Source organism: Paenibacillus sp. FSL H8-0457 (genome assembly GCF_038051935.1).
GTDB lineage: Bacteria > Bacillota > Bacilli > Paenibacillales > Paenibacillaceae > Paenibacillus_AQ > Paenibacillus_AQ lautus_A.
Genome location: NZ_CP150293.1, coordinates 3,983,548 through 3,997,120, shown reverse-complemented (window position 1 = coordinate 3,997,120; position 13,573 = coordinate 3,983,548). Strand labels below are relative to the sequence as shown.

The 13,573-nt window shown below is 55.3% G+C and carries 9 protein-coding genes; all 9 read left to right on the top strand.

Going from position 1 to position 13,573, the window contains the following annotated elements:
- The first annotated feature begins 28 nt into the window (after positions 1-28).
- The 9 genes from MHI43_RS17490 to MHI43_RS17450 all read left to right on the top strand — a co-directional run bounded on the left by MHI43_RS17490 (position 29) and on the right by MHI43_RS17450 (position 13,494).
- Complete coding sequence (locus tag MHI43_RS17490) at positions 29-925, top strand: chromosome condensation regulator (RefSeq protein WP_036660686.1); 897 nt, start codon at positions 29-31, stop codon at positions 923-925.
- A gap of 525 nt (positions 926-1,450) precedes the next feature.
- The gene (locus tag MHI43_RS17485) at positions 1,451-3,958 is read left to right on the top strand and encodes a heparinase II/III family protein (protein WP_036660684.1); all 2,508 of its coding nucleotides are present in this window, start codon (positions 1,451-1,453) and stop codon (positions 3,956-3,958) included.
- Complete coding sequence (locus MHI43_RS17480; protein WP_036660683.1) at positions 3,946-4,908, top strand: ABC transporter permease subunit; 963 nt, start codon at positions 3,946-3,948, stop codon at positions 4,906-4,908. Before MHI43_RS17485 ends, MHI43_RS17480 begins: the two co-directional genes overlap by 13 nt.
- A gap of 32 nt (positions 4,909-4,940) precedes the next feature.
- A complete protein-coding gene (locus tag MHI43_RS17475) occupies positions 4,941-5,816 on the top strand; it encodes a carbohydrate ABC transporter permease (RefSeq protein ID WP_015735651.1) in 876 nt (291 codons plus the stop codon).
- Positions 5,817-5,904: 88 nt separating this feature from the next.
- Entirely contained in the window at positions 5,905-7,500 is a 1,596-nt protein-coding gene (locus MHI43_RS17470) for an extracellular solute-binding protein (protein WP_036660682.1), read from the top strand.
- A gap of 125 nt (positions 7,501-7,625) precedes the next feature.
- Complete coding sequence (locus MHI43_RS17465; RefSeq protein WP_036660681.1) at positions 7,626-9,329, top strand: hypothetical protein; 1,704 nt, start codon at positions 7,626-7,628, stop codon at positions 9,327-9,329.
- 23 nt (positions 9,330-9,352) lie between these two features.
- Positions 9,353-10,591: a DegT/DnrJ/EryC1/StrS family aminotransferase gene (locus tag MHI43_RS17460; protein WP_036660680.1), complete on the top strand. Its 1,239-nt coding sequence runs from the start codon at positions 9,353-9,355 to the stop codon at positions 10,589-10,591.
- Positions 10,572-12,479, top strand: a complete 1,908-nt coding sequence (locus MHI43_RS17455; RefSeq protein ID WP_036660678.1) for a hypothetical protein — start codon at positions 10,572-10,574, stop codon at positions 12,477-12,479. Before MHI43_RS17460 ends, MHI43_RS17455 begins: the two co-directional genes overlap by 20 nt.
- Entirely contained in the window at positions 12,466-13,494 is a 1,029-nt protein-coding gene (locus tag MHI43_RS17450) for an alpha/beta fold hydrolase (protein ID WP_036660677.1), read from the top strand. The genes MHI43_RS17455 and MHI43_RS17450 overlap by 14 nt, the downstream gene beginning before the upstream one ends.
- Positions 13,495-13,573 lie beyond the last annotated feature (79 nt).

Below are 13,573 nucleotides of genomic sequence, written 5' to 3'. Positions count from 1 at the left end.
AAACTCACACTTTTCGAGGAGGTAAGACATGGATTGCACTTCCCAGCCAGAAGCGGCGTTCAAAGGAAAACGGTGGCCCAAACATACCATAGCGGCGAGTCGACGTCATTCCGTGGCTCTTACATCGGACGGCACGGTCACGGCCGCAGGAGATAATCATAATGGCCAATGCGATGTCAGCGGCTGGCGCGATATCGTAGCGGTCGCGGCCGGGAATGTTCATATGGCAACGAACACGGGGAATGCTCATACCATCGGTCTTAGATCGGACGGTACGGTGGCGGCCGTGGGTTGGAATAAGCATAATCAATGCGATGTCAGCGGGTGGCGCGATATGGTTGCGGTAGCGGCAGGCTGGCGTCGCACCGTCGGTCTTAAATCCGACGGCTCAGTGGTGGCTGCGGGACGAAATAATGAAGGTCAATGCAGTATAGGCGGCTGGCTCGACATAGTGGCGGTCGCCGCAGGTGACTGGCATACGGTCGGTCTAAAAGCGGACGGGACGGTAACGATCGTGGGGAATAATCGGTACGGCCAATGCAATGTAAGCAGCTGGCGCAACATCGTGGAAGCATCGGCGGGCTACCTTCATACCGTCGGGCTTCAATCGGACGGCACGGTGGCCGCTGTGGGTTTAAATAAGCACGGCCAGTGCGATGTAATCGGTTGGAGCGGCATAGTGGCGGTAGCGGCGGGGAGTTATCATACCATCGGTCTTAAATCCGACGGTACGGTCATTGCCGCGGGCTGGAATCAGCATGGACAATGCAATGTAAGCGGCTGGCGCGACATTGTAGCGGTAGCGGCGGGATGCGCTCATACGCTCGGCCTTCAATCGGATGGCACGGTCGTAGCCGTGGGCGATAATGAATATGGCCAATGCGATGTAAGCGAATGGCGCGGCATCAAGCTTCCCGGCAGGTAGTTTTAATGTTAATTGCTTAACTTTTAGGAATGGATCATAGACTTTTGGCAAAGATTCAATGCAGCAAGAAGTCGGAATGTGTAGTCACGGTTAAATAGCAAGGCAAAAAGAGGCGGCACCAAAAGGAATGTTTGGTGCCGCTTTACATTTGGATTTCGCCTGAACGGACGCCGCAAGTGAAGGATTGAGATTAACAACAAAGATTTAAAGTCGGAAATAAATATGGTTGCAGCCTAACGCTGTGGAACGGGCAAGTTTCCTTATAGCAGGCCGTATAAGGGGGATTTCCTTCCGATTGATCATGTTGCAGTTGGACGAATGCAACAAAAATTTGAATTGACAGATCATAAAATATACAAGTAATATACATGTATATTAAAAAGGGAATTCAATTGAATCATGACAACCAGAAGTTACGTAACGGCGGATGGCTTCAATCGGTGCTTTGTTGCAAAAACTTATGACAGCGTTTTCTTGATCGATTGAAAAGAAAGATACTCACTTAATAAAAGGAGGAACTTGCGATTGTTGCTGCGGATGGAATTTATTAAGCCCTCGCTCCTGGAGGCCGGGGAGGAACATCGGCTTAACTTCATGCTTGTGCACCCCTGCGGAAGAATGGAGCCGCAATCGGATACGACCTTTAGCATGACTTGCAGCGACCCGGAGATCGTTGAGGTGAACGGCAGCGCGATCACCGGGCTGAAGCCGGGCGAGACCGAAATTGCCGTAGACTTTCTGGACGATAGATTTTCAGAGTTTAAATGGAAGGTTCTTGTAAGGCCGGCTGGTCAACCCGCGAAATTGAAGCTGAAGGACCGTCCGAGGATGTTGTTTTCGATCGATGAGCTCGCGGATTTTCGGGATCGGATTAAGCGGGATGACGGCAGTTCTGCGAGGGCAATCGATGCATCTGTGCTATGGGCCGGATACTTGGCAAAAGCGGACGACTATGTGGAGGAAGATAGCTTCGAGGTGCTGTATCCGTCCATATCGGATCAGTGGAAGGTTGCGATGCCCCTAACGGAGCCGAAGCGGGTACGAGAACCGCAAGGCCATACCTTCTTCCCGTTCTGGACGATGTACGCCAGAGCGATAGAGGATCGGCTGGTCGTCATGTCCACGGCCTTCCTGGTGACGGAAGAGAGAAAGTATGCGGTTCGAGTGAAGCAGCATCTGTTGTCCCTGGCTGCCTTCGGCAAATGGTATGAGTTCGACGAGCGGGGTGCGGAAGGAAATCTGAGCAACGCCCATCTGCTGCTAGGCGCTTCGTGCGCCTATGATGCCATTCACAGCTTGCTGACGGAAGAAGAGCGGCGATCCATTCGACAAGCCATTCTGGATAAAGGGCTGCATCCGCTGGCCATCGATATCGGAAGCCGTGATATGCACAACATCGTGGCAGCCAAGCAGGTGGCGATGGTGTACGGCGCGGCGGCCATCATGGATGAGAACCCGTTTGCCGCCAAATATTTGCAGGCCGGACTTACTTATCTTCAAAGCTATCTGGACCGAAAAGGGATGTCCGGAGAAACAGAGGGGCTGCTGTACGACAATGTGGCTGCGCGCCATGCCTGGATGGCGGCGGATCTTTATCGGAGAATCAGCGGCGATGACAGCCTGGTTAAGCATCCGTATTTGCGGGAAGAGCTTCCTGAACGTTTTTTTCGGCTCCTGGCACCGGGAAAGGAAAGCTCGTTTCCGAATCTGTCGGATTCGTTTTACAAGCTCGATATCGCTTACCTCATGGCCATGACAGCTACCCATTACGACCATCCGGCAGCGGTTTGGTACCTGCACAAGCATGCTGCAACGCATCACGCATCGCTTCTTTATTTACGGAAAGAGACCTCACCTGCAAGTCCAACGGAGCTGTACGGGAAGCGCGCTTCCGCAGTATTCCGGAGCGTAGGCTGGGCCGCCCTGCGGTCGGGATGGGGCGATGAGGATCATCTGCTGTGCTTCACCTCAAGCAGCTCGGCGAAGGACCATAATCACAAGGACCAGAACAATCTGGTGATCAATGTCGGCGGAGAGTGGCTGTTGACCAATCCCGGCTACCAGGATTATGTACCCGGTCCGAAGGCGGATTACACTACCGGCACTGTGGGCCATAATTCGCTGCTCGTCAATGGTCAGGGGCAGATCAACCTAGGTGGCGGGGGTCTCCGGGAGGAGTTGTTACTCCCGTCATTTGAGGCGGTTGTCGGGGACGCTGCCGAAAGCTATGGCGGGCTGCTGAAACGCTACCGGCGATCTGTCCTACATATCGATTCGGCATATTACTTCATCGTGGATGACGTGGAGCTTCATCAGGAATCGGATGAGGCCGAGCTGCTGTTTCATACGACTTCGGCGGTTCTGGATGGAGAAGAGCCCAAGGCTCCGGGCGAGATTCTGGGAAGTGAATCCGTTGTATTCCAGGGAGAAAGCGCCGCACTGCAGCTGATGTTTCCTTTTCCCAAGGAGAAGGTGCTCACCCTCCGCGAGTACCCTGGGGCTGAAACCTACGGTCCATATGTAGCTGTCGGTGGCACGAAAGGCAAAAGACGGCGGTTCATCACGCTGATCAATCCACGGGTCCATTACGGCGAGAGATTGGCCATCCTTCAGGAGGAGCAGGATACCGGAAGCTTGGCTTCCGGTTTAACGGTGGAAAGGCCCGGCGGGGCGGAGGATATCTGGCTGTTTTGCGCTGACGCTGTGGAAGCCCGCTACCGGGGCATAACTTTCCTGGGAGAAGCCGCCCGTTTATCGGGTAACGGCATGCTTAATTTGTGGAAGGCTGAACGGTTGTCCGGCGGAGACATCGCTTTTGAGGCGGAGCTGCCTCTGAGTTTATACAGCGATGACCGCCGCTTAACCTGCATTGTGCATAACCCCCACCCTGTGGAGGTCTCCTTCAAGCTGAGGCAGATAACTGCTGGCGTGGAAGTCAAACAAACCGCACCACCCGGCTATTATGAATGGAATCTTATGAATACCGGCAGAGGTGGTCAGGCGGAAGGGAGAGAAGCTGTGTGGAAACCGTGATTTCGGAGGTCAATCCATCCGCTCCCGTCAAGAAGAGCCCTTGGAAGCGAATCCGGACCCGAATGTGGAGGGATCGTTATCTATACCTGCTGCTGCTGCCGGGCCTGCTTTACTTTATCGTGTACCGGTATCTGCCCATGCTGGGCATATCCCTAGCCTTTAAAGAATACAGCCCGTTCCGGGGGTTCGCGGAGAGTCCTTGGGTCGGTTTTGCGAACTTTGCCCGGATTTTCGAAAGCCCGGAGGTTATCCAGGTTATCTGGAATACGCTTACCATTTCATTTCTGCAGATCGCGTTCGCATTTCCGGCGCCGATCATTCTGGCCATCATGCTGAACGAGGTGGCAAATCCGCTCTTGAAAAGAGGGCTGCAGTCCATCGTTTACATGCCGCATTTTCTGTCTTGGGTCGTGGTGGTCGGCATCGTGACGATCTTTTTCCGCAACGAGGGCTTGATCAACGACGTGCTGCGCGAATGGTTCGGCTTGCAGCAGACGATCCCTTTTCTCACCGAGCCCGATTATTTCCGAGCTTTTCTGGTGTTGGAGGTCATCTGGAAGGAAGCCGGCTGGGGAACGATTATTTTCCTGGCGGCGCTGGCAGGCGTCAACCCGGCTCTTTACGAGGCGGCCGTCATGGACGGCGCAGGGCGCTTCCGCCAAATCTGGCATATTACGCTGCCCGCTATCCGCAGCACGATCATTATCATGCTGATCATACGTTTGGGCGACGTGCTGGAGGTCGGCTTCGAGCAGGTGTTCCTTCAACTGAACGCCTTTAACATGCACATCGGCAATACGCTCGATACCTTCGTGTATTACAAGGGGATCCAGCAGTCGGACTACAGCTTCTCGACCGCGGTCGGCGTATTCAAGGGTCTGGTCGGTCTCGTGCTGGTTATGGCCGCCAACAAGCTGTCCAAGCGATTCGGCGAACAGGGCGTATATTAGGGCTTCGATTCTTTCTGGGAGGAGAACGACATATGAAGCAAAAATCCATCGCGGAACGCTTGTTCAGCGGCGTGAATATCAGTCTGCTGCTTGTCATATCCGCAGTCATGCTGTTTCCTTTTTTATATTTGTTCTCGGTTTCATTTTCCTCGTTCGAGGATTTTCTGGGCAGCAAACTGCTGCTCTGGCCGTCCAAATGGACGACCGACGCCTATGAATATATCTGGGCCTCCAGGACGTTCCGGCAGGCGCTGCTGAACACGTCGCTGGTTACCGTGCTCGGTACCATCGTCAATCTGTTTTTTACGGCGACGATGGCATACGCCTTGTCAAGACCGATCGTAGGCCAGCGTACCGTCATGTTTATGGTCGTCTTTGCGCTATTGTTCTCGGCCGGCATGATTCCGACCTATCTGGTCGTCCAGGAAACGGGGCTGCTGGATTCCATCTGGTCGCTTATTTTGCCGGTGGCCATCGCGCCCTTCAACCTGATTGTCATCCGCCAATTCTTCATGAACATCCCAAGCGATATGATCGAGGCGGGCATCGTAGATGGCGCGAATGACCTGCAGATCTTCGGGCGCATCATCCTGCCGCTCTCGAAGCCTGCGCTGGCGGCATTCAGCCTGTTTTATGCGGTCACGCACTGGAACAACTATTTTGCGCCGATTCTGTACATCAATGATCCGGCCAAATGGACGATACAGGTCGTGTTGAGACAGATTGTGGTGGTGGGGGAAACGACAGGCACGCTCGGAGGAGATAACATGTTCATGGATAATCCGCCGCCCCCGGAAACGATCCAGATGGCCGCGATTCTCATGGCGACGCTGCCGATTCTGATCGTGTATCCGTTCTTGCAAAAGCACTTCGCGAAAGGCGTCATGCTTGGCGCCGTCAAAGGTTGATGACTTCGAACGGCCGAATAACGGAGCTGTTCGAATGAATCATAAACGGAGGTCACACTCCAACACTGATTAGAATGGGGGAAAGCTCATGTTAAAGAAACACAGACTTACCGCAGTGATGGCGGCCTTGCTCTCCATCAGCGTGGCAGCATGCGGCGGCCAGCCGAAGGCGGAGGAGAAACCTGGAACGACCACTCGGGGGGAGGAAAAACCGGCACAGACAGAGCAGACGTATGAAATCTCTACGATTGATTTTCGCTATGGTGATCCGCCACCGACTTCAAGTCCGGGACTTGATATGATCAACGAGAAATTTAAAGTCGACTACAAGCCGGTTTTTGTGCCGAATACCGCCTTTGATGAGAAGATCAACGCTGTGTTCGCCTCAGGTAAAATACCCGATATGATCGGACTTATGTCGGCTGACATCAAGAACCGCTACAATAAATTTGCGAAGCAGGGGGCTTTCCTAGATATCGAGCCTTATATCCAGGAGTATCCGTCGCTTAAAGTGGTGCCTGATTTCATCTGGGATGCCATGCGGGTGAACGGCAAGATTTATGCCATCCCGCAGTATTCTCCGAAGTATCAGGTCGTCACGGTGCTCCGCAAGGACTGGCTCGATAAGCTTGGCCTGAAACCGCCGACAAATTACGAGGAGCTGAAAGAGGTAGCGCTGGCATTCACGAACGGAGATCCGGACGGCAACAGCAAGAAGGACACCTACGGAATCGCCATTGGTCAGGACATTAACCCGAACTTCAACCAGGGACCGTATTGGGACCCGGATGCCTGGTACCACCAAGATGCGCAGGGCAACTACATCCCGGGCATTATCGGGGAAGGCCGCCGGGAGTTCATTACGATGCTGTCTGAGCTCTACCAACAGGGAGCGATGACGAAGGACTACGCCATCCTGAACTGGGGAGACACCAACAAGGAGTTCTATTCCGGCAAAGCAGGCATCTTTATTGGAACGCCGCGCGGCATGTCGAAGGATTACATGAACGGCCTGCTCAGTATACATCCGGATGCCCAGTTTATCAGTCTTGGTCCTTTCGAGGACAATTACGGCAACAAAGGGCTTACGTCTGGAGCGGGCTACAACGGAATTACCGTGCTGAGCGCCAAACTTGCCGATGAGCCGGAAAAGCTGAAGAAGATTTTCGAAATGATTGATTTCGGCCGCCAGTTCTATCCGCAGGATCAGCGGAATGATACAAACGCCGATTTTGATTGGTGGTCGGGCAAAGTCGGTGTGGGTTATGACATGCAGGACGGCGTGCAGGTCAACAAGGAGAATTTCGCATCCGACGGACTTGCGCCTTCCACTTATTTTGTTGATAACACGTCGTGGGCGCCGCAGGATTTCGATAATGATTACTCCATTACGTATCAGACCAAGCAGCTGGCCGATCTGGTTGAGGAGATCGAATCCATGTATAAGGAAATCAAGCTTTATGCAAACCCGATCAATGGACTGGAGTCGCCGACCGACAACTCGAAAGGCGCAGAGTTGAGAAAGTATATCATGGATGAGCAGGTAAAAATGATTGCAGGCACCCGTCCGGTTTCGGATTGGGATAAACTGGTTCAGGAGTATCTGGACAAAGGCGGTGCCCAGATCATCCAGGAATACAACGCGAATATCAAAGAGAAGGATCCGAAGGCACTGTTCAAGTGAGACTTTGGAGATGACGCTTTATGCATGATCCGTGGGACAGCGGGGCAAATCTTTTTGCCCCTGTTCTGCATTGGAAGAATTAGCGCCCATGGGAATGCGAGCTGTGGAGGAGGGAGACATATATCATGAAAAAGACAGCGAAAATCGGTCTGTGGTTTAACAGGCAGTCGGCGGAATACTTCTGGGGACATGGCCAGGATCTGTTTCAGCTATATGTGGAGGAGGTGCTTGGTCATGCGGGCATTCCTTATGCAAGGTTTGATGACGCCGAAACCCTTGAGTCATATGAACCCGATATCATCGTCATACTGCACCCGGGAGAGAAGGAAGAGGATCTGAACCGTCTGGAGGAGTGGGCCCGCCGTGGAGCGACGCTCATCAGTTACGGTGGATTGAACCGCATGGCCGGCCGGCTGGGCTGTACCCGGTTTGCCATCCGGGATGCGGTGTACGGGCACCTGTCAGGAATAAGCTATGCGCAAGGCATACCGGTTTTAAGGGCGGTAAGCAGCGATCCGTGGATGGTGTCAGAGAAATCCGACATCCCGGTTCAAGCGGATGGCGTTCTGTGCCGGCTCCATAAAGCTGGTGCCGAGGCAGCCGCAGCCGTTCTGGAGATTCCGCTAGGTGCTGGCCGGCTGATTCGCTGGAATGTGGACATCCCCGCGAATATCGTTATGCTGCAGCAGGGTGTCGGCCCGGTCGTCCAGGACGGCATCCCCGCGCCGGACGGTACGGGAGCGGTGGACGAAGGCATTTTGAAGGCCGATGACCGGTGTGAGATGGACTGGAATGAGGACCGCTCGGTGACGGAGACCGGGATGCCATACTTTGATACGCCGTATGCAGACTGGTGGCGTGAGGTGATGGTCCGTCAACTGATGGAGGAAGCAGATGCGCTGGGAATGACGCTTCCGTTTCTGGACTATTGGCCTGAAGGCGTCAATCAGGTGGCCATGATCTCGCACGACAGCGACTTCAACATAGAGGAGGCGGCCCGAACGACCCTGAGCGTGCTTCAGGAAAACGGCGTCCGCTCGACCTGGTGCATGATCGAACCAGGCTACTCCCCGTCGCTCTACAAAGAAATTCAGGCTGCCGGGCATGAGCTGGCATTTCACTACAATGCTTTGGAGCAGGAGAAGGGGATATGGAGCGCCGAGGAATTTGCCCGTCAACTGAACGTAATCCGGAGCACCAGCGGCGCACCGATCATTTCGAACAAGAACCACTATACCCGCTTTGAGGGCTGGGGAGAGCTCTATGTATGGTGCGAGCAGAACGGCATCGAAGCGGATCAAACTAGAGGGCCGAGCAAAAAAGGAAATGTCGGCTTTCCGTTCGGTACCAGCCATCCGTATTACCCGATCGCTCGTTCGGATGACCGCAACCGGCTATACCGGGTGCTGCAGATCGGCTTTCTTACCCAGGACCTGGAGCATCCCACGCTTACGGATGCGTCGGTGATTGCCCCGTTTCTCGAAAAGGTGGCGGAAGTCCGCGGCGTCGCCCATTTCCTGTTTCACCAGCAGCACATCCATCATCTAGGGAACGTTCGGCATGCGTTTTCGCAAGCGGTCGAAACCGCGAAGCGGCTCGGTTATGCGTTCTGGACGAGCGAGGAGATCACCCGCTGGGAGCAGGCCAGACGAGCTGCGGTGCTCCGGGTAAGCGCAGACGGTACCCTCATCACCGAGAATCTTCCGCAGGGAGCGGTCGTGCGCCAGCCGTTGGCTGCGGAGGCGGACCCGTCATCTTCACAGACGGACATTCGCTTTGGGCGGCCGTGTGCAGAAGCGGCGAGCATGATGAAAACAGCAGCTGAATAACGGCAATGAGGAGGAATCAGACAGTGGAAGCGTTAGCGATTCATGGGGGAGCGCCGGTCAAGACCGGTCCTTTTGGCACAGGCAAAAGATTCGGGGAAGAGGAGGCCGCGCATCTGCTCGAAGCGCTGGAGCAGAACACGCTGTTTTATCATTTCGGCACCAAGGTTAAACAGTTTTTGGCCGATTTCAATGCGATGTACGGCCGGGAATACAGTGTAGCGACATCCTCCGGCACCGCGGCGATTCATGTCGCGCTGGGTGCGGCTGGGGTCTCCGTAGGGGACGAGGTCATTACAAGCCCGATTACGGACCAGGGAACGCTGATCGGCATTCTGTACCAGAATGCGATCCCCGTGTTTGCCGATCTGGAGCCTTACACTTACAATCTGGATCCGGCCTCGATCGAAGCCTGCATTACGCCGAGAACGAAAGCGATCCTAGTCGTCCATCTGGCGGGATATCCGTGCGATATGGACCCGATCATGGAGATCGCGGAAAAGCATGGCATTAAGGTCATTGAGGATTGCGCACAGGCTTATCTGACCCGGTATAAGGGGAGGCTGGCCGGCACCATTGGCGATTATGGCTGTTTCAGCACGAACGATTTTAAGCATATCTCCACCGGGGACGGGGGCATGGTGCTGATCAATTCGGGAGCGCGCGAGGATTACGAAACCGCTCACGCCTTCGCGGACAAAAACTACCGCCGTCTCGGCACCACGGTTGACCGGGGAACCAGCTATATTGCGCCGAATTACCGGATGACCGAGCTTCAGGGAGCCGTCGGTATCGCCCAGCTCAAAAAGCTGCCCTGGATTTGCGGGCGGCGTCAGCAATACGGCGACCGGCTCAATGAAGGATTGCAGGGAATCCAGGGCGTCATTCCGCCGCAGGTCGACCCGGAGCATGACTGTACATACTGGTTCTACATGCTGTGCCTTGATCTGGGCAAGCTGACGTGCAGCCGCGAAGAGTTTTGCAGGGCGCTGGAGGCTGAGGGGATCCCCAACCGTGCCGGCTATATCCCGCAGGTATGCTATTTGCAGCCGCTGTTCCGGAACCGGCAGGCTTATCCGGGGAGCCATTTTCCGTTTGACAACAGCAGCGTCTCTTATGAGCAAGGCCGTTGTCCTGTCGCGGAGGCGATATTAGACACGGCGGTGCAGATTCCGATGAACGAATTCTACTCGCCCGAGGATATTGAGCATATCATTCAGGCGGTTGCCAAGGTGGGCGCCTATTATGGGAAAAGCCATGAATAATGCGGAAGAAGTGAACGTCAGCGAGGCAACGGGGACGATGGGGGCTTTTGAGCGGATCGGCGTACCCGTTGATGTCGACGAGAGCAGATCTGCGGCGGTGTGCCGAAGAGCCGACGGCACCGAGCGCATCGTAATCGCAGCCCGGGGATATGTGCTGATCGCGGATCCGGGAACAGGAAACAGCACGCAGCTTTATTTTCCAGGGGGCGAGGGCCAGTACCCGTTTGCGTCGATCAGTGATTCCCGAGGACGGTTCTATACCGGAGCAGGCCGCTATTTTTACGTTATCGATCCGTTCACTCCGGCTTTTGTCGGGCAGCACCGGGTACCTGAAGGGGAAGAGGGAGCCGGCTTTGCATTTGCCGTGAATGGAGATGGTCGGGTCTACGCAACAACTTACCCGGGAAGCTATCTGATTGAGCTCGATGCATCGTCAAAATCCTCGCGTACCTTATGCAGGCTGGATGCCGAGAGGAAGTATGCCATGACGCTCGCCTGCGGAAGCGGTGGGAAGGTCTATGCCGGACTGGGCACAACGTCGCCGGCCATTGCCTGTTTTCATGAGGAGACCGGAGAGCTTGAGATAATACTGGAGGGACTGCCGGGTACGACAGGCAGCGCTGCCGTTCACCAAGGCTGCAACGGCGCCGTTTACGGCTGGCTGCCAACCGGGGAGGACGGAGCCGGCATATGGTACCTGCTGGGCGAGCAGGGGGCAGAGCAGGTGTCGGCGGAGGAGGTTAACCCGTCCCTGTATAAGGGGGCAGGTTACAACAAGCTGCACCGGGACCTTGATGCCGGTCGAGTGCTGCTGAAATGGCAGCTGTCCGACAAGCAGATCGAAATCATGGAAGCGGACGGAAGCCTGAGCCGGATTCCGCTTGACTACAAGGGAGGCGGAACGTCACTCTCTCCGCTGTTCGGAGGTCCGGACGGCATTCTTTACGGCACTTCCAATCACCCGCTTCATCTGTTCACGTACGATACCGAAGCCGGGCGCCTGACCGATTGTGGCGGCGATATCGTGGAGCGGGGAGGCGGCGGCAATATTGCCGCTTATGCGGCGCAAGGCAGCATCATCGTGGGTGCTGCTTATGCCGGCGGCATGGTCCACCTAATGGATACGGCGAAAGAATGGTGTACGGAACCAGGACCCCACCGGAATCCCCGGCTAATCTATGAAAATGCCGCTGTCCACAGGCCGAGATGCGCAGTCGCACATCCGGACGGCCGCCATGTGTTGTATGGCGGCTTTCCTGGTTATGGTGCGGCCGGCGGCGGGCTCGGCATCGTGGATGTACTGGCCGGGCAGGTGGAGATGCTGGAGAACCGGGAAATGGTCAGCGGGCAGAGTACGATTTCGCTTGCCGTGCTGCCGGATGGCAGGGTATTCGGCGGCACCAGCATTGAGACGCCCGGCGGCGGGATCAGCACGGCGGAGGAAGCGGTGATGTATGAGTTGGATTGGCCTGCCCGACAAGTGATTCGGCGCTGGGTGCCGGTACCGGGTGCCAGGGAAATCGCTCAGCTGAGATCCGGCACAAACGGGCTTGTCTATGGCTTGACCTCGGAATCGGTGTTCTTCGTTTACGATGCAGGACTGCAAAAGATCATTCATTGCCGCGATCTTTCTTCCTGGGGCGGTATCGTCCGGCAGGGACTGCTCATGATAGAACGCAAGGGGCATCCATTCCTTCTGGGTCTGCTTAGCGGGGCTTTGTTCACCTTAAATACGGTGAACATGCAGCCGGAACTGCTGGAAGTGCTTCCGGTCGAAGCGACCAGCGGAATCGCCTGCCTGAACGGAAACGTGTATTTCGGTTCCGGTGCTGAGCTGTGGCGGTATCGGATGGAAGGGGAGGGTGATTACTTTTATGACTCAGTTTAATGGGGAATTAGTGCCGCTGTTAGAGGGAATCCATACCCTTGAGGCCTGGATGGAGAAGGAGTCCAGACTGAGAGCACGATGGCTGAAGCTGCTGGGGGAGCCTCCGGAGCCGGTAGATTACAAGCCGAGAGCTGTAGCAGACAGCGGGTGCTTCCGGGTGCTTTCCGTGCATAAGGAAGAAGATCACACAAGACAGGCGATCATGTACGAATCACCGGACGGGGATTCGATCCCGGCTTATCTGTTGCTCCCTTCAGGAAAGCCTGCTGTAGGAGGATTCCCCGCTGTACTTGCCCTTCACCCGACAACCGAGAATGGAAAAGACGATGTATGTCTGGCTTCCGGACGGGCGAACCGGCAGTATGGTCTAGAGCTGGTACAGCGCGGCTTTGCCGTGCTGGCTCCGGACTCCATCACGTTCGGTGACCGAATCTATGAAGGGGAAGCGCCGTTTCAAACGGCTCCGTTCTATCAACGGCACCCTGCGTGGACCGCAGTCGGCAAAATGCTTTCCGATCACATGGTAGGGGTCGACGTGCTGACCTCGCTGCCGCAGGTAAATCCACACAGGATCGGCGTGATCGGCCACTCGCTTGGCGGCTATAATGGCTGGTTTCTGGCCGGAATAGATAAACGCATCAAGGCCGTCGTCTCGAGCTGCGGATTTACGATGTTCCGCGGCGATCCGGAGCCGAACCGCTGGGGCCTTCGGGAATGGTTTTCCCATATCCCATTCATCACGGACACCCTGAGGAGCGGCTCCCTTCCGTTTGAGTGGCATGAAATCGCGGCGCTTGCAGCTCCGGTGCCGATGTTGATGTGGTCCGGAACGCGAGACCCGATTTTTCCGAACTGGAGAGAGATTGTCACGGGACTGGGGGAGCTGGATGGTTTGTATGATTTTCTGGGCGCTTCATCTGCTTTCGAGTGCTGGATCGGTCATGAAGGGCACGATTTTCCGCCGGATATCCGGCAGCGTGCCTATGCTTTTCTTGAAAAACAGCTTGCGGAGTAAAATATATACGCGTTCTTTATCCGGAGTGCATGGAATCCTGATGTCCCTCATGATATACTGATTTTTATAGACATGTATA